Below are 21,531 nucleotides of genomic sequence, written 5' to 3'. Positions count from 1 at the left end.
AGGATTTGCGCCATTGGCGGCAGCCTGCGCTTGCCAGACGGGGCAATTCGCAGGATGCGAGGGGTCGCAAGGAGGCGGCGATGGAGCAGTTGCACGCGCTGGCGCAAGCCTGCGGGGTGGCCCGCGAGTGGATCGACGTCGAAGGTCGCGAGCAAGCGGTGGATGATGCAGCGCTGGCAGCGGTGCTGGCGGCGCTTGGCCATGAGGCGGGCAGCGCGCAGGCGATCGCGCGCAGCCTTGCGGCCCTTGCCGCGCAGGCCCGCGCGCTCCCGGCGCTGCTGGTGGGCGATTGCGGGGGGTGGCTGACCCTGCCTTTCCCCGTGACCCGTGCCGAGGCGACCGGCGAGGACGGCATCACCCGCCCGCTGGTGGTGGAGGGCGCGCGGCTGCATCTCCCCGATGCGCCGGGCTATTATGATCTGGCGCTGGATCGCCATGTCACCCGGCTGGCGGTCGCTCCGCCGCATTGCCCGCTGCCATCGCCTGGCAATCGCCGTCCGTGGGGCGTATCGGTGCAAATCCCGGCGCTGCGGGGCGCGGCGGCTTCGCCCTTCGGCGGCTTTGGCGAGCTGGCCGAAGCCGCGCGGGCCTTTGGCGCGGCAGGGGCGGATGCGCTGGCGATCAACCCGGTGCACGCGCTGTTTCCCGGGCACGGGGTGGGATACAGCCCCTATTCCCCGTCGAGCCGCCTGTTTCTCAACGGCGCGCTGGCCGATCCGGCGTTGGCGGGCCTGCCGCCGCTTGAGCCTGCCGAAGGGCCGCCGCTGATCGACTGGGCGAGCGCCCTGCCGCAGCGGCTGGCGCAGCTTCGGCAGGTCTTCGCCGCGCTCGACCCCGCCCGGCGCGCGGCGCTGACCGCGAGCGATGATGCCATGCTGCGCCGCCATGCGCTTTTCGACGCGCTCGATTGCCACTTCCGCGCGGCCACCGGCGCGCATGGCTGGCGTAATTGGCCCGCAGCCTACCATGACCCGGCGGGTGCGGCAGCACAGCGCTTTGCCGCCGAGCATCCCGACGAGATCGCCTTCCACCTGTTCGTGCAGGCGCTGGCACGCGCAGGGCTGGCGGCTGCGCAGGCTGCGGCCAAGGGTGCGGGCATGGGGATTGGGCTGATCGGCGATCTGGCGGTCGGCGTCGATCCGTCAGGCAGCGACGCTTGGTCATTGCGTGATGCGATGCTGGACGGACTGACGATTGGCGCGCCGCCCGATCCGCTGGGGCCGCTGGGGCAGAACTGGTCGATCACCAGCTTCTCGCCCGATGGCCTGCGGGCGACTGGCTACGCCCCGTGGATCGCGATGATCCGCGCCGGGCTGGCAGCGGGCGGGGGGCTGAGGATCGACCACGCCTTCGGCCTCGCCCGGCTCTGGGTAATTCCGGACGGCGCACCGACCGGCGCGGGAGCCTATCTCTCCTATCCCTTCGCCGATCTCGTCCGCCTCGCCACGCTGGAGGCGCATCGCGCAGGCGGGCTGGTGATCGCCGAGGATCTCGGCACCGCGCCGCCGGGCTTCACCCATGCCGTGACCGAGCGGCGGATGCTGGGGATGCGCGTGCTGTGGTTCGAGCGCGCGGCCGATCACGGCTTCATCGGGCCGCAGGATTACGCCCCTCTCAGCGCCGCGATGAGCGGGACGCATGACACGGTGACGGTGGCGGGATGGTGGAAGGGGCGCGATCTCGACTGGGCACAGGAACTGGGACGACTGCCCGAAGGCGTATCCCGCGCCGAGGCCGAGGCGATTCGCGAATGGGACAGGGGGCTCCTGTGGTCGACCCTTGATCATACCGCGCCGCGCCCTGCGCCTGATAACCCTGCGCCGGTCGTCGATGCCGCGCTTTGCCACATCGCCCGCACGCCATCGGCGCTCGCGCTGGTCTCGCTGGAGGATCTGCTGGGGGAGGCCGAGCAGCCGAACCTGCCCGGCACCATCACCGAACACCCCAATTGGCGCCGCCGTCTCGAACAGCCTTTGGCCGAAACGCTCGCCGACCCCGTCATAGCCAATCGCTGCGAGACGATCGCCGCGCTGCGGAGCGTGCCGGAGGGCTGATCCGGGCGCGAATCCGGAACCCACCGCTGCTGCGCGGTGGCCGGATCAATCACATCTGGTCTGGAAATATGGAGCGGGCGAAGGGATTCGAACCCTCGACCCCAACCTTGGCAAGGTTGTGCTCTACCCCTGAGCTACGCCCGCTCACTGGCGCTGACAGAAACCGCGATTGCCGCCGTTCCTGCCGGAGAGGCGGCGCGATTAGCAGCGTGTCTTGCACCCTGCAAGCGCAAAATTGGCGCGATTGGGGGTTGATCGCATATCGCTTAGCCGCCAGCACAATTCGCGCGCTTCACATATCCGCAAACCGTCCCACATTGGGGCCAGCATCACAGCAGGAGCATACCAAAGTGGCCAGCATGGGACTGAGCATCGACGAACAGAAGGCGGTTGACCGTTTCCGCAAGGCGGTGGTCGAACCTTCGCAGAGCAAGCTCGTCATCCTTGATTTCTGGGCCGAATGGTGCGGCCCGTGCAAGGCGCTGACCCCGGTGCTGGAAAAGGTCGCGGGCGAATATGCCGACAAGGGCGTGGTGCTCGCCAAGATCAATGTCGACGAGGAACAGTTCATCGCCGCGCAATTCCAGGTGCGCTCGATCCCGACGGTCTATGCCATGTTCCAGGGCCAGCCGATCGCCGACCTGACCAATGCGCGCAGCGAATCGCAGCTGAAGGCGATTCTCGATCAGCTGCTTGGTCAGCTGCCGGTTCAGGCTGGAGCGGTGGACGGAGCGGGCGCGCCGCAAGGCCCATCGCCCGAAGAGCTCGCGCAGTTCGTCAAGCTGGGCGAAGAAGCGCTGGCCGCGGGCGATGCCCAGCGCGCGGCGGGCATCTTTGCCCAGATCACCGAATTCGCCGAGGGCAACGCCCCCGCCCATGCCGGGCTCGTGCGCGCACTGGTGATGCTGGGCGAGGTCGATCAGGCGCGGCAGGTGATGGAGGTGATCGACAGCGATCCGCGCCTTGCCACCGATCCCGCGATTGCGCCTGCGCGCGCCGCGCTGGAGCTGGCGGGCGAGCGCGTGGATGACGGCGAGCTTGCCGCCCTGCGCGCCGCTGCCGCCGCTGATCCTGCCAATATGGACGCCCAGCTCGCCTTTGCCGAAGCGGCCTTTGCCGCAGGCGCGCGGGATGAAGCCGCCGACACTCTGCTCGCCATGATCGCTGCCGACCGCGAATGGAACGAAGGCGCCGCGCGGACCAAGCTGCTCAAGATTTTCGAAGCCACCGGCCTTGAAGACGAATGGGTCGTCAGCGTCCGCCGCCGCTTGTCGCGCGTATTGTTCGGATGACCAAGAGACTTGCCATCTTCCCGCTGACGGGCGCGGTGCTGTTTCCCGGGATGCAGCTCCCGCTCCACATCTTCGAGCCGCGCTACCGCGCGATGGTCGGCGATGCTTTGATTCGCGACCGGCTGATCGCGATGATCCAGCCCCAGCGTCCCGTCGAGGGGGCGCCGCTTTATCAGGTTGGCTGCGTCGGGCGGATCGGCGAGATCCAGGCGATGGACGACGGGCGCTACAACCTCATCCTCGAAGGCACGGGCCGGTTCCGGATCTTGCGCGAACTGGATGTGACCACTGCCTATCGTCAGGTCGAAGCGGAAATCTACGACGAGGATGACGACGAAACCCTGACCCACGCCCAGCGCGGCGGGTTCGAGCGCGAGGCGCGGCATTTTGCCGATTCGCAGGGCTACAGCGTCGATTGGGATTCGGTCGAGCGGCTCGACGATCGCTCGCTGATCAACGGCGTCTCGCAGATCGCGCCCTTCGATCCGGCCAGCAAGCAGGCGCTGCTCGAAGCGCAGACCCTTGCTGACCGGTGCGAGTTGCTGGTGCAGTTGATGCAGTTCTACGGCCGCCACGACGGCGGCGAGGAAATCGTCACGCTGCAATAGGCGTTAGTCGCGGCCCGAAAGCCCTGTCAGCCCGAGCGGCGCATAATCGCCGATGGCCAGCTGTTCGAACACACCCAGACCTTGCTCCCCGCGCACGTCGGTGACGCGGCACAGCATCTGCACGTGGAGATTGTCGGGCCGCGCGGGATCGATGCCCGCCAGATCGATGTCCTCACGCTCCACCTCCAGCGCGCCGTGATCGAGGCCGTGGCCCCACTTGGGCGAGGTGTAGCCAAGCCCGCGCATCTGGAAGCGGCTGAGGGGTTCCAGGCTGAAACGCTCGCCCGCGATGGTGAGGTCGCCGTGTGCGGGCCAGCGGGTGCCATCGGCCAGCGGGGCCACCATGATCGGGGCGTGATCCTCGATGAAGGTCTCCGCCGTGCCGCCATCAGGCGCGATCACCGCGCGGGTGTTCCATGCGCTGCCGTCGGCATGGGCATTGAGGTGGAAGAAGGCGCTGCGGGCGGGCAGGTTGATCGGGGTCCATTGCCAGAAGAACTGCGGCACGGCGCGCCCGGCGAATTGCGGATCGGCCGCGCCGACGGGCCGCACGCCCCAGCTGCGGTCGCGGGTGCCCATGCTGCCCTGCGGCAGCGCCTCGCGCACGCCGTCGACCGCGATCCATCCTTCGTAATGCCCGTTCTGGGTCATCCGGGTGTAGTCCATCACCGTGCGCGGGCCGACGCGCCAGGTGAAGCGCGGCTCGGCAATCGGGGCAGCGCGGCCGGTGAAGGTGAGGTCGGCGGCGATGCCTTCCCCATCGACGATCACGCGCAGGGTCTTGAGCGGCTCCACAATTTCAATGCGGATCGGGCCGCAGGACAGCTCCATCCGCTCCATGCCCAAGCGGCGGCTGGCATGGAGGCAGTGCTGCACGCCGTCCCGCACCACGCAGAAATGCGCGTCCGCCACATCGAGCGCGGGGTAGATCCCGAAGGCGACCGCAAAGAAGCTGCTGCCATCGGGCGCATAGCCGTTGAAGAAATAGCGGTCGTAGAAATTGCGGTCGGTGCCCGCAAAGGCGACCGGATCGGGGGTCTGGTGGATCGGGTAATCGTCACCCCGGCTTAAGGCCATCGCATTATCCCTTCTTGAGCAGGTCGAGCGCGCCGTGCTCATGGCACAGCGCGCAGGCGCCGCGCGCCATCGACAGGAAGTTGGCATCGCCGCGCTCGGTGCGGACCACGAAGGCGCTGGAGAACACCGCGGTCGACACCCCATGGAGCGCGCCCACCACATAATCGCGCCAGATCTGATCGACGGTCAGCGGCACGCCCAGCGCGGTCATGCGGGCGCAGTAACGTTCGAGCAGGTCGCGTTCATGCGCGCGGCGAAGCGTGTCGCCGATCCCGCAGCCGAGGAAGTATCCCACATCGGTCAGGCCATTGCCGATGGTTAGCGTCTGCCAGTCGAGCACCGCCACCGGCTCGGCCCCGCCCTTGATGTCGAACAGCACGTTATCGAGCCGGAAGTCGCCATGGACGAGGCTGACCTTCTCCGTCACGCGGTCGGTGGTGGCCGTGTGTTCGGCCAGCGCCTCGCACAGGGCCATGAATTCTGGTTCGAGGCTGTCCTTGTAGCGCTCCCGGAAGATCGCATGCGCCTGGGGGTAGAGCGCCTTGACCTGCCCAGCGGCAGCGGGATCGGGCTGGAGCCAGTCGGCATCGAGCATCGCCGGATTGTGCCAGCTGGGTGCGTGGAGCGCTGCGGCCTGATCGATCACCGCTTCGGCATCGGCAAGGTTGCACCCGGCAATCTGGTTGCCGCCGCGCGCCGGGCCGAGATCCTCGAACAGCAGGCAGAAGCTCGCGCCATCCTCGGCGATGTCGGCCACATGGGTGCGCGGGGTGCGGATCGGCAGCAGCGGGGCGAGGTCTCGGTAGAAGCGGACTTCCTTGGTGTAGAGGCCGAGCATTGCCGCCGTGCCGCGGCTGGTCGGATCAGCCGCAGCAAACTTGCCCGCCAGCGTCATGGGTGCATCCTCGCCCGCAAAGTCGAGCGTGAAGCGCACCGAATCGCCCACCTGCCCGGTGCCGATCGGCTCCCACCGCCAGCGGCTTGGCACACGGCCCAGCACCCGCTCCCACCACGCATCGGTGATGTCGTCCGGATGCGCCGGAAATCTGTCCATCCTGTCCTCTCCCGCCATCGGGATAGGCAGCGATATGCGCGCTGGCAACGGCCAGCAGCGGGGACTATCCTTTGCGCGAGTGGAGCAGGCTGTCGATCAAGGCGGCGATCTGCCGCTGTTCTTCGGCGGCGCTGGAACCGTGATACTGCTCCGGATCGCGGCTTGCCCAGCCTTCGCGGATCACCACGCCGTTCGCAGCCGGTTCGAGCCTGACGGCAAAGATGCAGAAGCCCGTCCAGCTGCGGTGGAAATAGAGCCAGTCATCCTCGACAAAGATCGACCACTTGTCGTCCATGTCGCGCGGGATGAAACCGCGGCGGATGCATTCGACCTCGTCGGTGTCGAAGCTGAGGGCAAGGTAGAGCGCCTGCCGCTTGGCAGGCATGGGGAGGTGTTTCCAGGTGGCGCGGGTGGCGATTGTCATGCTGCCCGCGCGTTTCCTTACCCGAACAATCGCCCGGCGACCGCGTCGAGCTTGGCCATCAGTTCGGGATCGTGTTCGTCAGGCGCGGTGATCACCGCATCGTCCAGACTCGTGTCGATGGGGGAGGGCTCGCGTGTCTCGGGCAGGCTCTCGATGAAGTTCAGCACCATCGCCCGTGCGAGCGCGCCGTTGGCCTGCATCTGCCCTACCACCTGCGCCACATCCACCGCCTCGCCATCGCGCCAGCAATCATAATCGGTGATCATGCCGACGAGCGCGTAGGGCAGCTCCGCTTCGCGCGCGAGCTTGGCTTCGGGCATGGCGGTCATGCCGATCACGTCCGCGCCCCACTGGCGGTACATCCGGCTTTCCGCGCGGGTCGAGAACTGCGGGCCTTCCATCGCGAGATAGGTCGCCCCCACGGCCACCTTGCCGCCCGCCGCTGCAATGGCATGGGCGGCCATGTCCGACAGGCGCGGGCAGACAGGATCGGCCATCGAGACATGGGTGACAAAGCCGCTGGTGTAGAAGGTGGAGGGACGCGCAAAGGTGCGGTCGATGAATTGTTCGACCACCGCAAAGCGCCCCGGCTCCAGCTCCTCGCGCAAGGACCCCACCGCGCTGATCGCGAGGATATCGGTGCACCCGGCGCGCTTCAGCGCATCGATATTGGCGCGGGCGTTCAGTTCGGTCGGGCTGATCGGATGGCCGCGGCCATGACGCGGGAGGAAGCGCACTTTGACCCCGCCCAGCGTCCCGCACAGAATCTCGTCCGAGGGGTCACCCCACGGGGTTTCGATCGCGATCCACTGCGCGTCCTCGATCCCGTCGATGGCGTAGAGACCCGATCCGCCGATGATCCCGATGCACCACTCGCTGGCCATGCGCCCTGCCTGTCCTCTCTCGTGTTCAGCGCCTTAGGTCAGGTCGAACGGCGTCGGCAAGGCCTTGCGAACCATCTTTTCCGCCGCCGCATAGGGCTCTGCCACCAGTGGCAGGCCTCGCATCGCGGCAAAATGCGCGGCCAGACCGGGCCAGCGCGCCAGCGGCGTCTCGGCTACCAGTGAAATCTGCATCAGCACGCAGGCCACCGTGATATCGGCAATCGACAGGGCATCGCCCGCAAAGAAGGCGCGGCCATCGAGGCGCTTTTCCAGCACGTCGAAGATCGGCGGCAGTTGATTGGCCCAGGCCTCGCGCGCCTTGTCGAGCCCCGGTTCCTCGCCCTTGGTGATCGCGAAGAAGATCGGGCGGAAGATGCCCAAGCCCCCTGCCATCGCCAGTGCAGTGTCGGCATATTCCTCGATGAACAGCGCCTCGCCCAGCGCCATCGGGTTGTCCGGGTAGAGCGCAGGCGCAGGGTGCTTCTTCTCGATGAAGGCGCAGATCGCGGAACTGTCGGCGATGGTGCCGGCCACGCCTTCCTCAGCCACGCTGCGGTCGCGCAGCACCGGAATGCGCTTCATCGGCGAGATGTCATGGAACCAGGCGGGGGGCGCGAAGACGTTGATCGCCTCGACCTCGTAGGGAGCGCCCTTGGCGATGCACACCCCTGCAACCTTGCGCACGAAGGGCGAGATCGGGCTGCCGTAAATCACGAGGTCGGGGCGGGTATCGGTCATTCTCGAACTCCTCTCGGTGTGCGCCAGTGGCCTCACATAGGCGCGTGCGGCAATAGCGCAATCGTCAGGTGATCCGCGCCATGCCTCGCGCTAGCGTGCCGCGCAAAGCTTGCGATTGCGTTTTCGAATGCAACGCGCCAACCTGCGCGGGAGAGAGACGACTCCCCCATTCGTTAGAGAGGACACGAACATGGTCACCCAGTACAAGAACCTTATCGGCGGCGAGATGGTGGCAACCGACCGCTGGCTCGACGTGGTGAACCCCGCCAACGAGCAGGTGATCGGCCAGGTGCCCCATTGCGGCAAGGCCGAGCTCGACAAGGCGGTCGCCGCTGCCCGCGCTGCCTTCAAGATCTGGAAGAACACCCCCATCGAAGAACGCCGCGCCGCGATCATGGCGATTTCGGGCGCGATCAAGGCCAATGCGGAAGAACTCTACCGCCTGCTGACCAGCGAGCAGGGCAAGCCCCACGATCAGGCGCGCGGCGAAATCTATGGCGCAGCCGCCATGAGCGCGGCGCAATCGACCCTCAGTCTCGATGACGAAGTGAACGAGGACAGCGACACCCGCCTCAGCCGCACCCGCCGCGTGCCGGTGGGCGTGGTCGGCGGCATCGTGCCGTGGAACTTCCCGGTGATGATGGCGATCCAGAAGATCGTCCCCGCGATGCTCTCGGGCTGCACCATCGTGCTCAAGCCCTCGCCCTTCACCCCGCTCACCACCCTCAAGATCGCCGAGCTGATCGCGGACAAGGTGCCCGCGGGCGTGGTCAACATCATCACGGGTGAGGACGACCTCGGCCCGCTGATCACCAGCCACCCCGATATCGACAAGATCACCTTCACCGGCTCGACCGCGACGGGGAAGAAGATCATGGAAGGCGCCTCGGCCGACCTCAAGCGCATCACGCTGGAACTGGGCGGCAACGATGCTTCGATCGTGCTGCCCGATGCCGATCCCAAGAAGGTCGCCGAGCAGCTGTTCTGGTCGAGCTTCTCCAACGCCGGGCAGATCTGCGTCGCGGCCAAGCGCGTCTACATCCACGAGGACATCTATGATGAACTCAGCGCCGCGATCGTCGAGTATGCCAAGACCGTGAAGGTCGGCGACGGCAGCGAGCAGGGCACCGGCGTCGGCCCGATCCAGAACAAGAAGCAGTATGACCGCGTGCTCGAGCTGATCGAGGACGCCAAGTCGAACGGCTACAAGTTCCTGCTCGGCGGCAATGTCGATCCCTCGGGCACCGGCTACTTCGTGCCGCTGACCATCCTCGACAACCCGCCCGAAGACGCGCGCATCGTCGCTGAGGAACAGTTCGGCCCGGTCATGCCGCTGATGAAGTTCTCGACCGAAGAGGAAGTCATCGCCCGCGCCAACAACTCGGAATATGGCCTCGCCGGCGCGGTGTGGACCGGCAACCCGGAAAAGGGCGTGGAGATCGCCGAGCAGCTCGAAACCGGCACGGTATGGGTCAATGAATACCTCCACCTCTCGCCCTTCGCGCCGTTTGGCGGGCACAAGCAGTCGGGCTTTGGCGCAGAATACGGCAAGGAAGGCCTCAAGGAGTTCACCTATGCGCAGGTGATCACCGTCAAGAAGGACAACGTCCCGGCTTGATCAAACGCCCTTTGGCAGGCACCCTGCATGGCAGAGGGAGGGGATGATCATGCGTAAAGCTATCAGACTGTTGGCCGCTGCCGTGCCGGTGTTTGCTGTCGCCGGATTGGCCGGGGGAGCGCTGCTCGCCCCGGCTCATTCGCAGAGCCTCAATGACATCATGGGGGCAGGCCAGAAGGTGATTCAGGCCGCCACCGTCTCCGACGCGGAGATCGTCGCCTATTTCGGGCAGATGTCCGACGAGATGGACAAGCAGAACCCGCTGGCCCCCGCCAAGAACCCCTATGCGGTGCGGCTGGCCAATCTGACCAAGGGGCTCGATGCCTATGATGGCCTTACGCTCGACATCAAGGCCTACCTGGTGGACGAGGTCAACGCCTTCGCCATGGGAGACGGGACGGTGCGGGTCTATTCCGGCCTGATGGATAAGATGACCGATGACGAAGTGCGCTGCGTGATCGGGCATGAGATCGGTCATGTGAAGCTCGAACACGGGGCCAAGCGCATGAAGCGCGCCTTGCAGCAGGATGCGGCATTGAGCGTGGCAGGCACGGCCAGCAGCGGGGTGCGCAACTTCACCAATTCGCAGCTCGGCGCGCTGCTCCAGAATGTGGTCTATGCGCAATATTCGCAGGCGGCCGAGACGCAGGCGGATGATTACGCGCTGACCTTCATGAAGGCGCGCGGCTATCCGCAAGCGGCCTGCGCGACCGCGATGGACAAGCTGGCGGCCTTGGGCAGCGGAGGCGGGATCGGGCTGCTCAAGACCCACCCCGACCCGGCCAAGCGCGCCAAGCGGATGCGCAAGCTGATCAAGTGATCGATACCGGGACGTTGCACGAAGGGCTGGCGCGGCTGTGTGCCCGCGCCGGGCTGGGGCTGCTGGCGGGCGAGCCGCAGCGCCTGACCGGCGGGGCGGTGATGGAGAGCTGGCGGTTTGCAGCTGGTGGCTGCGATTACGTGTTGCGCCGCGCGCCGAGCCTCGCCTTCATGGAGGGGCGGCCTTACGGGCATTCCACCGAGGCCGCGCTGATCGAGGCCGCCCGCGCCAAGGGCGTGACCGCTCCGCAAGTGGTGGCAGTGCTGGAGGAGGCGGACGGCCTCGGGAGCGGCTTCGTCATGCGCGCGCTGCCGGGGACGGCTGATCCCAAGGTCATTCTGGCCTGCGACGACCCCGACGGGCTGCTGCGCGGCATTGCCCGCGACTTGGCGCGCATCCACCGGCTGAGGCAGGCCGATGTGCCCGAAGGCGTGCCGGTGATGGACTACCGCGCCGCCATCGCTGATCTCAAACAGCAGTTCATGGACGCGGGCGGGGATCGCCCGATCATCGCGCTCGGCCTGAAGTGGCTGGAGGATAATTGCCCGCCTGAAGTCGAACCCGTCCTCAACCATGGCGATTACCGCATGGGCAATCTGCTGGTCGAAGGCTCGCACCTGACCGGCGTGCTCGACTGGGAAATCGCCCATTTCGGCGATCACCACGAAGACCTCGCCTTCGGCTGCATGGCCGTGTGGCGCTTCGCCCGCTACGACCGTCCTGCGCTGGGGCTGGGGAGCTTCGCGGACTACATCGCCGCCTACGAGGCTGAGGCAGGGGTCACCATCGACCCGGCGCGCTTCCGCTTCTGGACGATCTACCGCACCGTGTGGTGGGCATTGGGCTGCCTCAAGATGGCGGCGCAATGGCGCTCGGGCGCCGACCGGATGCTTGAACGCGTGGTGATCTCGCGCCGGACGAGCGAGCAGGAGCTCGATCTGCTGCTGCTGCTGGAGGAGGACGCGTCGGAGGAAGAGCGGGGACGGCCAGTTGTCCTCCCCGATATGTCCTGCACTTATCTCGGCGAGGCCAATCAGGCGGAGATGGCTACCGCCATCGCCGAGTGGCTCGATACCCTGAAGGACAAGCTGACCGGGCATGACCGCTTTCAATTGGCGGTCGCACGGAACGCACTTGGCATGATCGCCCGTGAGGATGACCTGCTGCACTATCCAGGCGACTACCTGCTGTCGGAGGCACTCTTGGTGGGCGAGAAATCGGTCAAATCATCGGGATTGCTAGCTGACTTGAGATCGTCGGCACTACAAAAGTTGAGCGCAGACGTTCCCAAATACCCTGCGCTCAAAGCGGCGCGGAAGAAGTGGCTTGGAGAGGAATAACCCATGGACTTCGCGCTTCCCCCCGACCTGCAAGCCTACCTCGACGAACTCGACGCCTTCATCGCCGCCGAGATCAAGCCCCTGGAGCAGCAGGACGACAACATCCGCTTCTTCGACCACCGCCGCGAATATGCGCGGACGGACTTCGAAGCGGGCGGGTTGCCCCGGCACGAGTGGGAGGAACTGCTGAAAGAGGCCACCCGCCGCGCGGACAAGGCGGGCCATTGGCGCTTCTCCGCGCCCAAGCGCTATGGCGGCAAGGACGGCAGCAACCTCTGGATGGCGGTGATCCGCGAGCACTTTGCGCGGGCTGGCCTCGGGCTGCACAACGATCTCCAGAACGAGCACAGCATCGTCGGCAACTTCCCCTTCGTCGCCATGTTCGACCAGTGGGGGACGGAGGAGCAGAAACAGGAATTCATCCTCGGCGGCTTCGAGCGCACGCGGCGCGTCGCCTTCGGGTTGACCGAACCGCATCACGGATCGGACGCCACCCACATGGAGACCCATGCCGTGCGCGAGACCCGCGATGGGGTCGACGGCTGGCTGATCAACGGCGAGAAGATGTGGATCACCGGGATGCACGTCGCCACCCACTGCGCGATGTTCGCGCGCACCAGCGGAAGCGCGGGGGACGCGAGCGGGATCACCTGCTTCCTCGTCCCCAACCCCACCCCCGGCCTCGCAATCGAGGAGTGGATGTGGACCTTCAACATGCCCACCGATCACCCGCGCCTCAGCGTGACCAACGTCTGGGTGCCCGATAGCGCGATCCTCGGCGTGGAAGGCCGCGGCCTCGCGCTGGCGCAGAGCTTCGTCCACCAGAACCGCATCCGGCAGGCGGCGTCAAGCTGCGGCGCGGCGCTCTACTGCATCGACGAGAGCGTCAAATACGCGCGGGAGAGGAAGCCCTTCGGAGAGGAATTGGCCCGCAATCAGGGTATCCAGTTCCCGCTGGTGGAACTGGCGACGCAGGCGGAAATGCTGCGGCTCCTGATCTTCAAGACCGCGTGGGAGATGGACAATATGCCCCACGAGCAGATCGAGAAGACCATCTCCGACAAGGTCTCGATGTGCAATTACTGGGCGAACCGGCTGGTGTGCGAGGCGGCCGACCGGGCGATGCAGGTCCACGGCGGCATTGGCTATTCGCGCCACAAGCCCTTCGAGCACATCTACCGCCACCACCGCCGGTATCGGATCACGGAAGGCAGCGAGGAGATCCAGATGCGGAAAGTGGGGGCCTATCTGTTCGGCTATCTCGGGCCGAAGCGGGGCCAATTCTCCTGATCGTCACCCCGGCGAAGGCCGGGGCCCAGTGGGTCAGGGGCGGCGCCTGCCGCTCTGGGTCCCGGCCTTCGCCGGGATGACGACTATCGCCGCCGCCAGATCCCCGCGAGCAGGCTCCCGATCAGCACGTGCCACACCGCCGAGATCGCGGCGGGCACGGGCGCGAGGGCGGCTTGCGTCGCGTTGGCGAACTGCGCGGCGAAGGCGGGGGTTTTTGCGAGGCCCGAACCGAGACCCGAATTCTGCATCCCCACCTCAATGCTGATCGTGCGCGCTTCCACCTCGCCCAGCCCCAGTACGCGGGCCAGAAGGTAGCCCAGTGCAAAGCCCAGTGCGTGCAGCAGGAAGGTCGCCAGCAGCAGCACCCCTGCGTGCTCCATGATTTGCGCCTTGGAGCCGCCGACGATCCCGCCCACGATCAGCACCACCAGCACGATTGCGACCAGCGGCAGCACCCCGTTCACCGCCTCGGCCGCGCGCGGGAAGAGTCGGTTGAGCAGGGTGCCCAGCACCACCGGCACCAGCACCACGCCAACCATCTGGACGAGCAGGTTCAGCCGGTCGATCTCGACGTAAGCCCCGGCCAGCCACCCGGTCAGCAGCGGGGTCAGCACTACCGCGGCCAGCGTCGAGGCCATCGTCATCGCCACCGAAAGTGCCACGTGACCGCGGGCTATATAGGTGACGATGTTCGACGCGGTGCCCCCGGGGCAGCAGGCGACAAGGATCAGGCCGACCGCCAGCCCCGGCTCCAGCCCCAGCACCTTCGCCACGGCAAAGCCCGACAGCGGCATGATGGTGAATTGCAGACCGACCCCTGCCAGCAGCGCGCGCGGCATCCTGGTCAGGCTGCGGTAATCCTCGAAGGTCAGCGTCAGGCCCATTGCCAGCATGATGAGGCCCAGCGCCAGGCTCAGGAGCGGCTGGCCGGCAAAGCGGATGCTGCCGTCGGTCATCCAGGTGAAGGCGGGCGGATAGAACCACGCGCACGCCACGCCCGCCAGCGTCAGCGCGGCGAAATTGTTGGTGATCCTGCCCAGCATGGCCCGTTTTCGCATTCCCCCGGCGATCCTGCCCTTAGACCGGCCAATCGCACATACGCCCACTAGCAATATCCATCAGCCGCGCTAGTCTGCGCCTTGAAAACAGGGAGACTTTTGATGCGCTATCTCGCCGCGGCCTTGCTTGCCGGAACCGCCAGTGTGGCGGCCCATGCTGGCGACACGGTGATCTACGACAAGGCGCCTGCCTGGGTCGATGCCGCTACGGTTGCGCCGAAAAAGGCCGATGCCAACACCATCATCGTGCTGCTCGACCAGCAGGCGCGGATCGAGGAGGGCCGGTTGTGGACCTTTGCCGATACCGCAGTCGCGCTCGATTCGCCCGAGGCGCTCACCCAGTTCGGGACGCTGACTGCCAGCTGGATGCCCGACAAGGGCGATCTCATCATCCACCGGGTCGAGCTGATCCGGGACGGCACGGTGATCGATGTGCTGAAGGATGGGGCGAAGTTCGAGGTGCTGCGGCGCGAGGCGGGGCTTGAAAGCCGCCTTGTCAGCGGCGCGCTGACCGCGACCATGCCGGTGCCGGGCGCCAAGCTCGGCGATGTGCTGCGGCTGAGCTATTCGATCACCCTGTCCGATCAGGCGATGGCTGAAAACGTGCAATGGCAGGCGGGGCTGATTTCCGCGCCCTTCCCGCTTCAGCAGGGGCGGGTCGCGGTGTCATGGCCCGAAGGGATGGCGGTCAAGCGCCTGAAGCTCGGCAAGGCTGTGCTGCCCGAACCGGTCGCCAAGGACGGGTTCCTGACCTGGACGGCGACGCTCCCCGCGCCCGAAGGCGACGAAATGCCGGGTGATGCCCCCTCGCGCTTCCAGCTTGGCGAGTTGATGCAGGTGTCGACCTATGCCGATTGGGCTGCGGTCTCGCGCAACCATGCCAAGCATTACCAGACCGCCGGGCAGATCAAGCCGGGCGGCGATCTGGCTGGCCGCGTTGCCGGGATCGCCAAGGCAAGCAGCGATCCGCTGACCCGCGCGGCGATGGCGCTCAGGGTGGTGCAGGACGACATCAGCTACCTGATGAACGGGATGGAAGGCGGCAATTACATCCCGCAGACCCCCGAGGAGACCTGGGAAAAGCGCTTCGGCGACTGCAAGGCCAAGTCGCTGCTGCTGCTGACCATGCTGCGTGAATTGGGCATCGAGGCCGAGCCGGTGCTGGTTCGGTCCGAGGGCGGCGATGCCTTGCCGCTCCTCACCCCCATGCCCGGCAATTTCGATCACGTGATCGTGCGCGCGGTGATCGGCGGCAAGAACTACTGGCTCGATGGCACCACCTCGGGCGTGCGGATCGCCACCATCGACGAAGTGCCGCGCTTCTTCCACGGGTTGCCGCTGCGCGATGAGGGGGCGGATCTGATGCCCTTCGACGTGCGCGTGCAATCGACCCCCGACCGGGTGGTCAACCTCAAGCTCGATCACAGCGCGGGGCTGCGCGTGCCTGCGGTCTATGATGTGACCATCGAATATCGCGGCACGATGGGTTCGCGCTGGCGGGCGATCGCCGATCAGGGCAGCCCGGAAATGGTCAAGGATGCCGTGATCAACGCGGTCGAGGAGGTGCTCGGCGATGCGCAGGTGATCGACAATGCGGTGCGCTATGATGCCGAAGCGGGCCTCGCCACCGTCACCGCGCGCGGGGTGATGACCAGCACCTGGAGCCGTGACGGCAGCGATTACCGCTTCGAACTCCCCGCACAGGCAGCGCGCGATGTCGGGTTCGAGGCTGACCGCGCGCGGGCCGCGTGGCGCAAGATCCCGCTGCGGCTGGCCGGGCCGGTCTATTTCAGCAGCACGGCCGAAGTCTTGCTGCCGTCCGATGATGCCAACGTGAAGCTCGAAGGCGCGACCGCCCCGGTGGCTGCGACCATCGGCGGGGTCGAACTGGCCTCGACCGCCTCGCTTGATGGCCGGCGCTTCACCGTCACCCAGTCGATGCGCAGCCTCAATGAAGAACTTCCCGCCGAAGGCATCGGGACGGCCCGGCGCGAACTCAACCGGTTCGACCGGCAATTGCCGGTGCTTCGCTCGGCAGGCGAAGTGCGCGAGCTGTGGCAGTATTTCGGCAAGGATCGCGCGCGCCTGTCCGCGATCGAGGCGCTTTATGCCAAGGCGATTGCGGCGGCCAAGCCGGACGAATCCTACCAGCTGATCAACCGCGCGTGGTTCCGCATGGGGGTCTATGATCACGCCGGGGCGCTGGCCGACATCGAGGCAGCGATGAAGATCGAGGATTCGCGCGATCTCATCCTCGCCCGCGCCAGCCTCAAACGCGAGCTGGGCGATCTTGAAGGCGCACTCGCCGACCTGGTCGAGGCCGAAGCGCTGCAGCCCGATGGCGAAACCTATTACGACCAGATCGAATTGCTCGGCCTTCTGGGGCGTCCCGATGAGGGCGTGATGCTGGCCGAGGATTTCGATGCCCTCACCAAGGAGCGCGGGGAAGGCGTGGCGGTCATGGCGACCGCGCTGGGCTGGCAGGGCGCGGCGACCGAAGGGCTCGACCTGCTGGACGACATGATCGCCCAGCGGCCTGCCGATGGCGCCTTGCTCAACAGCCTGTGCTGGCAGGCGGCGATCTGGTCGAAGATGGACGAAGCGCGGCTGGAAGCCTGCACCAAGGCGGTCGAAAAGAGCGACAATGCACCCTCCGCGCTCGATAGCCGGGCGATGGCGCATCTGCGGCTGGGCAATCTGGCGGCGGCCAAGGCCGATGCCGATGCCGCGCTGTTGGCCGAGCCCTATCAGGTCGAAACCCGCCTGCTGCGCGGGATCATCCTGACCCAGATGGGCGACAAGAGCGGCAAGGACGAAATCGCCCTCGCGCTCAAGATGCGCCCCTCGCTGGCGGCGACCTACAAGGCGTTCGGGCTGAAGTTCTGAGCGAGGATGGTTGCCCGGAGCGGGGCCTTCACGCCCCCTCCAGCAGCGCCCGCAGATCCTTCAGCGCCTTGGCGCGGAGCTGGTGGACGCGCGGCACGCTGACGTCGAGCACGGCGGCGATTTCGGTGAGGTTCAGCTCCTCGACGAAGAACAGCTGGAGCACCAGCTTCAGCCGGTCGGGCAGCAGTGTCATCGCCCGGATCAACCTTTCGCGATCCTCCGATGCGCACAGCGCCTCGAAAGGGTCGGGATCGTCGCTGGCGAAGGCGAGGCTGGTCTCGTCATAGGCGTCCTCGATCGGGGTCAGCCTGACGCCTGAGGCTTCGATGGCGAGCAATTCGGCGTCGGTCACATCCATCGCCTGCGCCAATTCGGCGCGGCTGGGTTCGCGGCCCAGTGACCCGCGCAAGCTGGCGAGCGCCCGCTCATAGCCGTTGCGCTTGGCGCGCGCGGTGCGGCTGTCGTGGGCGGTGCGGCGCACTTCGTCGAGCATCGCCCCGCGCACCCTGATCTTTGCATAGGCGGCGAACCCGTCCTCGGTCGGCCCGGCGTGGCGCTGGGCACATTCGGTGAGTGCGAGGATGCCGGCCTGCACCAGATCCTCGATCTCGAGGCCTTCGCGCCCACGCCCGTTGATGTGCCAAGCGGTGCGGCGCACCAGCGGCAGAAAACGGCGCACCCGGTCTTCGACCTCGGTCCGGCTTGGCGCATAGGGATGGGCGGGCACCCCGAAGCTGGCGTGATCGTGCTTCATGCCGCGATCCCCTCAGGCGCGGCCAGCGTCGGTACCTCCGCGGGAGCGCCGATCACGCCGACCACGGCAATCGGCTGGGTCGCGGGCAGTTCGTTGATCGAGAGCACAAGACAGCGAGGCGCACGCAGCTTGAGCAGCGCAGCCAAAGCGCGGCGCGCGGGCGGCTGGACGATCAGCGCGATGGCGCCCTTCTCGGCATCGGCGATGGCGTTGATCTCGCGCAGGATCATCGCCCCGCAATCGGGTTCGATCAGCGGCTGGCCGGTCGCCGGATCGATCATCCCGCCAAGGATCGCGCCTTCAAGCCCTGCATCGAGCGTGACGACCTTCAGCGCCTCGTCCGGGCCGGCGATCCGAGACACGATACGCGCAGCCAGATCTGTCCGTACCGCGTCGATGACGGCATCGAAGTCGGTGGTCTTCTGGAGCGCCAGCGCCAGCGAAGTGAACAGCGGCTGGGGGTGGGCAAGGCCGATCCCGTCGGCAATCAGCGCGCGCAAGGTGCGGGTCAGCGCGGCCAGCGGCAGCGGGTCGGGGGTCACCGCCTCGACCAGCGCAGGCGCACGCGCCTTGAGCCCCTCGACCCACTCGCGTACTTCATCCGGCCCAAGCAGCTGATGCGCCTCGCCCAGCAAGGCCTGGTTGGCGTGCGTGGCGATCACCGAAGCCGGGTCGACCACGAGAAACCCTTCAGCCACGGCATGATCGCGCGCGGCGGGCGCGATCCACAGCGCGGGGCAATCGAAGCTGGGATCGCGGGTCGGCTCGCCGGTGAGGCCATGGCCGGGCCGCACATCGCCCGCGTCGATGGCGAGGAGCTTGCCGGGACGGACATTGCCCCGCGCGATGCTCACCCCGCCCATCAGCACGGCGTAATCCTGCGCAGCGAGATCGAGCGAATCCCGGATCCGGAACTGCGGCAGCACGAAGCCGAGATCGCGCGAGAGCTGCTTGCGGATGCCGGTGATCCGCGTGATCAGCGGTGCGCCTTGTGCGGCATCGACCAGCCCGACAATGCCATATCCCAGCTCGATGGTGACCAGCGTCCCGTCCGCCACATCGGCCAGCGCGATGGCGTCGGGTGCGGGCTCTTCGGCGGGTTCGGCAGCCGGGGCGGGCAGGGCGGCGCGGCGCTTGAGGTTCCACCAGATCGCAGTCGCAATCGCCGCGCCGGGGAGGAAGATGGTCTGCGGCATGGCCGGCACCACGCCCACCGCGCCAAGGATCAGCGCCACCGGCAGCCACCCGCGCGGATCGGCGAACTGGCCGCCGATCTGTCCGGCAAGGTCGCGGCTGTCAGCCACCCGCGTGACGATGGCGGCAGCGGCGATCGAGAGCAACAGCGCGGGCACCTGCGCCACCAGCGCATCGCCCACAGCCAGCGTGACGTAAGCCTCCCCCGCCTCGCCCGCGCTGAGGCCGTGGCTCAGCATCCCGATGGCGAAACCGGCGACGATGTTCACGCCAAGGATCAGCAGCGCCGCAACCGCATCGCCCTTCACGAACTTGGAGGCACCATCCATCGAGCCGTAGAAGTCGGCCTCGATGGTGACCTCGCGGCGGCGCTCGCGCGCTTCGTCGGCGGTTATGAGGCCGGCGGCGATATCGGCGTCGATCGCCATCTGCTTGCCGGGCAGCGCATCGAGCACAAAGCGCGCCGAGACTTCGGACACGCGGCCCGCGCCCTTGGTGATGACGATCATGTTGATGATCATCAGGATCGCGAAGACGAACAGCCCGACGACGAAGTTGCCGCCCACGAGGAACGCCGCGAAGCTTTCGATCACATGGCCCGCCGCCGCGCCGCCCTCGTGGCCGTGAACCAGCACGACGCGGGTCGAGGCGACGTTCAAGGCGAGCCGCAGCAAGGTTGCGAACAGCAGCACGCTGGGGAACGACGAGAAGTCGAGCGGGCGCCTTGCGTTCAGCGCCACCATCAGCACCGCAATCGAAATCGCGATGTTGAGCACGAAGAAGATGTCGAGCAGCAGCGCCGGGATCGGCAGCACCATCAGCGCCAGCAGCGCAAAGATGCCGACCGGCAGGCTGAGCGCGGCGGGCATGGCGCCGAGCCGCGCGAGGGGAGAGGGAGCGGTCATCGCTTGAGTCACAGGCCGAGCGCTTTCAGTCGTTCATAGGCGCGCCGCACCTGCGGCGGGGCAGCGGCGGAATCGGTGCCGAAGGTCGCGCCGAGGATCTGCGACATGGGTGCCCGGCTGCGTCCATTGCGCGGCGGACTGCCCATCGGCGCGGAAGCGCTCTGGGTGAGAGCGGGCGGCATCCCGGGGCCGAACACGGCCTCGTCGGCGATGAGGTAAGGGGTCTGGCTGTAGCTTGCTGCGGTTGGGAGGCCCGCTGCGTAGCCCACGCCGTAATCCGCGCGTGCAAACCGCGCCGCGCGTCCGTCACTCGCCCGGTCGAGCGCGCGGTCGAGCTTGCCGCCGATCACATCCATCACCTGCGCCAGACTGCGCGGGGTGCCGTCGGGGCTGTAGAAGATCGCGCGATTGGCCGCGGCGGGCCGTGCGAACAGTGCCGGTGCGCTTTGCGAGGGGTCGGCCTGAAGCTCGCTCAGGAAGCGCCCTGCGCCGCCCGCACCGAGGAAGTGGGCGAGATAGAGCTCGGCATGGCTCGGCTGGCGACCGAGGATTGGCAGCAGATGCGCGCGGTTGTCCTCGGCCAGCCCCGCCGCCATCAGGCTGGCGATGCGCGGATCGCGGCGCAGCGCCAGGATCGCCTCGCGCTGGGCGGGGTCGGCGACAAAGGCACTGCCTGAAGGTGTGAGGCTGATCTGATCGGCCAGCGCGCTCATGCCGAAGCGCGGCCCGTGCTTCTTGACGGTGTCGAGCCAGGTGCTCTCGATGAACTGGTAGAGCCCGGTCGCGCTTGAAGTCGCCGCGCGGGCTTCGGGGTTCATCGCGGATTCGACCTCGGCCTGCGCGAGCAGGTAGTTGAAATCGACGCTGGTTGCCTCGGCTGCCCCGGCAATCGCGGCCTCCACGGACCCTGCGGGCGCGGTGATCGAACGTGCCGCGGGCAGGGCGCGGCCCTCAATCGCGCTCTGCGCGGCGGCGTGGGTGCGGGCTGCGGTCTCGAACCCGGCCCGGATCGAGCCGGTGGGCATCATGCCGAAGGAAGGGGAAGGTTGGCTCACGCGCTCTCCGCCTGTTCGCAGACGCCGCGGGATGCGGCGCCATCTCAGACGGTGAGTGCAAAGCGTGTGCCAGTTGCCGGGCTTCGCGACCTCCGTATCAACCCTTAGACGCGTGCCGGGATGTAGGTGGCCTGGGGCAGGCGGCCCCTCCGGCTGCGTCCTGCACCCAGCGCCTCGATCCGGGCTGCGACATTGGCGGCCAGCAGGTTGCGCACCCGGCGGTTGACTTCGTTGAGCTGGCGCGCGGTCTCGGCAAGGCTGCGGGTCTCGCCGTCCAGCGCTTGCGGCGCGATTTCGGCCAGCGCGTCGCACAGGGCTTCCTTCTCGCGCGCGGCCCCGATCAGATCATCGGCATCGAGGGCGGCAAGCGCTTGCCGCTCGCGTTGCAGGACGGCAATCATCTGCCGCAGATTGCCTGCCAGCGGGCTGGCGGTTTCGATCGGTGCAGGGATGTGCGCAGGCACGAGCATTTCGGCCACC

Annotated in this window: 18 protein-coding genes and 1 tRNA gene; 8 read left to right on the top strand and 11 right to left on the bottom strand. The window is 67.2% G+C overall.

Translation table 11 applies throughout. The features are described from left to right. Positions 1-80 precede the first annotated feature (80 nt). Positions 81-2,054, top strand: a complete 1,974-nt coding sequence (gene malQ / locus PS060_RS04185; protein WP_273985694.1) for a 4-alpha-glucanotransferase — start codon at positions 81-83, stop codon at positions 2,052-2,054. A 69-nt stretch (positions 2,055-2,123) separates the two neighbouring features. On the opposite strand, the gene PS060_RS04180 is transcribed toward malQ, so the two are convergent. Next, a tRNA-Gly gene (locus PS060_RS04180) sits at positions 2,124-2,198 on the bottom strand. 215 nt (positions 2,199-2,413) lie between these two features. Between PS060_RS04180 and PS060_RS04175 the strand changes: the two genes are divergently transcribed. Both PS060_RS04175 and PS060_RS04170 read left to right on the top strand, forming a co-directional pair. Then, positions 2,414-3,346 carry a tetratricopeptide repeat protein gene (locus PS060_RS04175; protein ID WP_273986840.1) on the top strand — a complete coding sequence of 311 codons (933 nt, stop codon included), beginning with the start codon at positions 2,414-2,416 and terminating at the stop codon, positions 3,344-3,346. Beyond that, the gene (locus PS060_RS04170) at positions 3,343-3,954 is read left to right on the top strand and encodes an LON peptidase substrate-binding domain-containing protein (RefSeq protein WP_273985692.1); all 612 of its coding nucleotides are present in this window, start codon (positions 3,343-3,345) and stop codon (positions 3,952-3,954) included. Before PS060_RS04175 ends, PS060_RS04170 begins: the two co-directional genes overlap by 4 nt. 3 nt (positions 3,955-3,957) lie before the next feature. Here the strand turns inward: PS060_RS04170 and PS060_RS04165 are convergent, their stop codons facing one another. The 5 genes from PS060_RS04165 to PS060_RS04145 all read right to left on the bottom strand — a co-directional run bounded on the left by PS060_RS04165 (position 3,958) and on the right by PS060_RS04145 (position 8,131). After that, positions 3,958-5,031 (bottom strand): hypothetical protein, encoded by a 1,074-nt coding sequence (locus PS060_RS04165; RefSeq protein WP_273985690.1) that lies wholly within the window; start codon positions 5,029-5,031, stop codon positions 3,958-3,960. Between the two features lie 4 nt (positions 5,032-5,035). After that, positions 5,036-6,085 carry a phosphotransferase gene (locus PS060_RS04160; RefSeq protein ID WP_273985688.1) on the bottom strand — a complete coding sequence of 350 codons (1,050 nt, stop codon included), beginning with the start codon at positions 6,083-6,085 and terminating at the stop codon, positions 5,036-5,038. A 64-nt stretch (positions 6,086-6,149) separates the two neighbouring features. Next, positions 6,150-6,509 (bottom strand): hypothetical protein, encoded by a 360-nt coding sequence (locus tag PS060_RS04155; RefSeq protein WP_273985686.1) that lies wholly within the window; start codon positions 6,507-6,509, stop codon positions 6,150-6,152. Between the two features lie 17 nt (positions 6,510-6,526). Beyond that, on the bottom strand, positions 6,527-7,393 hold the full coding sequence (mtnP, locus tag PS060_RS04150; protein WP_273985684.1) for an S-methyl-5'-thioadenosine phosphorylase: 867 nt from the start codon (positions 7,391-7,393) through the stop codon (positions 6,527-6,529). A 33-nt stretch (positions 7,394-7,426) separates the two neighbouring features. Then, positions 7,427-8,131, bottom strand: a complete 705-nt coding sequence (locus PS060_RS04145; protein ID WP_273985682.1) for a glutathione S-transferase family protein — start codon at positions 8,129-8,131, stop codon at positions 7,427-7,429. A gap of 190 nt (positions 8,132-8,321) precedes the next feature. Here PS060_RS04145 and PS060_RS04140 point away from each other — a divergent pair, with 190 nt between their 5' ends. The 4 genes from PS060_RS04140 to PS060_RS04125 are packed head-to-tail and all read left to right on the top strand — an operon-like array spanning position 8,322 to position 13,199. Then, positions 8,322-9,749, top strand: a complete 1,428-nt coding sequence (locus tag PS060_RS04140) for an aldehyde dehydrogenase family protein (protein WP_273985681.1) — start codon at positions 8,322-8,324, stop codon at positions 9,747-9,749. A gap of 49 nt (positions 9,750-9,798) precedes the next feature. Continuing rightward, positions 9,799-10,569, top strand: a complete 771-nt coding sequence (locus PS060_RS04135) for a M48 family metallopeptidase (protein ID WP_273985679.1) — start codon at positions 9,799-9,801, stop codon at positions 10,567-10,569. Then, positions 10,566-11,909 (top strand): phosphotransferase, encoded by a 1,344-nt coding sequence (locus PS060_RS04130; protein WP_273985678.1) that lies wholly within the window; start codon positions 10,566-10,568, stop codon positions 11,907-11,909. Before PS060_RS04135 ends, PS060_RS04130 begins: the two co-directional genes overlap by 4 nt. 3 nt (positions 11,910-11,912) lie before the next feature. After that, positions 11,913-13,199: an acyl-CoA dehydrogenase family protein gene (locus tag PS060_RS04125; protein ID WP_273985677.1), complete on the top strand. Its 1,287-nt coding sequence runs from the start codon at positions 11,913-11,915 to the stop codon at positions 13,197-13,199. Positions 13,200-13,282: 83 nt separating this feature from the next. Here the strand turns inward: PS060_RS04125 and PS060_RS04120 are convergent, their stop codons facing one another. Beyond that, positions 13,283-14,242 carry a bile acid:sodium symporter family protein gene (locus tag PS060_RS04120; protein WP_273985675.1) on the bottom strand — a complete coding sequence of 320 codons (960 nt, stop codon included), beginning with the start codon at positions 14,240-14,242 and terminating at the stop codon, positions 13,283-13,285. Between the two features lie 117 nt (positions 14,243-14,359). Between PS060_RS04120 and PS060_RS04115 the strand changes: the two genes are divergently transcribed. Beyond that, on the top strand, positions 14,360-17,143 hold the full coding sequence (locus PS060_RS04115) for a DUF3857 domain-containing protein (protein ID WP_273985673.1): 2,784 nt from the start codon (positions 14,360-14,362) through the stop codon (positions 17,141-17,143). Between the two features lie 28 nt (positions 17,144-17,171). On the opposite strand, the gene PS060_RS04110 is transcribed toward PS060_RS04115, so the two are convergent. From PS060_RS04110 to PS060_RS04095, 4 genes are all read right to left on the bottom strand, one after another. After that, positions 17,172-17,897 carry a sigma-70 family RNA polymerase sigma factor gene (locus PS060_RS04110; RefSeq protein ID WP_273985672.1) on the bottom strand — a complete coding sequence of 242 codons (726 nt, stop codon included), beginning with the start codon at positions 17,895-17,897 and terminating at the stop codon, positions 17,172-17,174. Beyond that, positions 17,894-19,996: a flagellar biosynthesis protein FlhA gene (locus PS060_RS04105; RefSeq protein WP_273985670.1), complete on the bottom strand. Its 2,103-nt coding sequence runs from the start codon at positions 19,994-19,996 to the stop codon at positions 17,894-17,896. Before PS060_RS04105 ends, PS060_RS04110 begins: the two co-directional genes overlap by 4 nt. A gap of 8 nt (positions 19,997-20,004) precedes the next feature. Further along, positions 20,005-21,051: a transglycosylase SLT domain-containing protein gene (locus PS060_RS04100; RefSeq protein WP_273985668.1), complete on the bottom strand. Its 1,047-nt coding sequence runs from the start codon at positions 21,049-21,051 to the stop codon at positions 20,005-20,007. A gap of 104 nt (positions 21,052-21,155) precedes the next feature. Then, positions 21,156-21,521 (bottom strand): flagellar protein FlgN, encoded by a 366-nt coding sequence (locus PS060_RS04095; RefSeq protein WP_273986839.1) that lies wholly within the window; start codon positions 21,519-21,521, stop codon positions 21,156-21,158. Positions 21,522-21,531: the final 10 nt, after the last annotated feature.

Source organism: Erythrobacter sp. BLCC-B19 (genome assembly GCF_028621955.1).
Classification (GTDB): Bacteria; Pseudomonadota; Alphaproteobacteria; order Sphingomonadales; family Sphingomonadaceae; genus Erythrobacter.
This window is presented reverse-complemented; position numbering and strand designations above follow the sequence as displayed.

Bases quoted from the DNA above. Each gene is read 5' to 3' on its own strand.
- PS060_RS04175 (WP_273986840.1), top strand. From the start codon at position 2,414: ATGGGACTGAGCATCGACGAACAGAAGGCGGTTGACCGTTTCCGCAAG.
- PS060_RS04115 (WP_273985673.1), top strand. From the start codon at position 14,360: ATGCGCTATCTCGCCGCGGCCTTGCTTGCCGGAACCGCCAGTGTGGCG.
- PS060_RS04135 (WP_273985679.1), top strand. From the start codon at position 9,799: ATGCGTAAAGCTATCAGACTGTTGGCCGCTGCCGTGCCGGTGTTTGCT.
- mtnP (WP_273985684.1), bottom strand. From the start codon at position 7,393: ATGGCCAGCGAGTGGTGCATCGGGATCATCGGCGGATCGGGTCTCTAC.
- PS060_RS04120 (WP_273985675.1), bottom strand. From the start codon at position 14,242: ATGCTGGGCAGGATCACCAACAATTTCGCCGCGCTGACGCTGGCGGGC.
- PS060_RS04165 (WP_273985690.1), bottom strand. From the start codon at position 5,031: ATGGCCTTAAGCCGGGGTGACGATTACCCGATCCACCAGACCCCCGAT.
- PS060_RS04145 (WP_273985682.1), bottom strand. From the start codon at position 8,131: ATGACCGATACCCGCCCCGACCTCGTGATTTACGGCAGCCCGATCTCG.
- PS060_RS04170 (WP_273985692.1), top strand. From the start codon at position 3,343: ATGACCAAGAGACTTGCCATCTTCCCGCTGACGGGCGCGGTGCTGTTT.
- PS060_RS04095 (WP_273986839.1), bottom strand. From the start codon at position 21,521: ATGCTCGTGCCTGCGCACATCCCTGCACCGATCGAAACCGCCAGCCCG.
- PS060_RS04105 (WP_273985670.1), bottom strand. From the start codon at position 19,996: ATGACCGCTCCCTCTCCCCTCGCGCGGCTCGGCGCCATGCCCGCCGCG.
- PS060_RS04160 (WP_273985688.1), bottom strand. From the start codon at position 6,085: ATGGACAGATTTCCGGCGCATCCGGACGACATCACCGATGCGTGGTGG.
- malQ (WP_273985694.1), top strand. From the start codon at position 81: ATGGAGCAGTTGCACGCGCTGGCGCAAGCCTGCGGGGTGGCCCGCGAG.
- PS060_RS04110 (WP_273985672.1), bottom strand. From the start codon at position 17,897: ATGAAGCACGATCACGCCAGCTTCGGGGTGCCCGCCCATCCCTATGCG.
- PS060_RS04155 (WP_273985686.1), bottom strand. From the start codon at position 6,509: ATGACAATCGCCACCCGCGCCACCTGGAAACACCTCCCCATGCCTGCC.
- PS060_RS04125 (WP_273985677.1), top strand. From the start codon at position 11,913: ATGGACTTCGCGCTTCCCCCCGACCTGCAAGCCTACCTCGACGAACTC.
- PS060_RS04140 (WP_273985681.1), top strand. From the start codon at position 8,322: ATGGTCACCCAGTACAAGAACCTTATCGGCGGCGAGATGGTGGCAACC.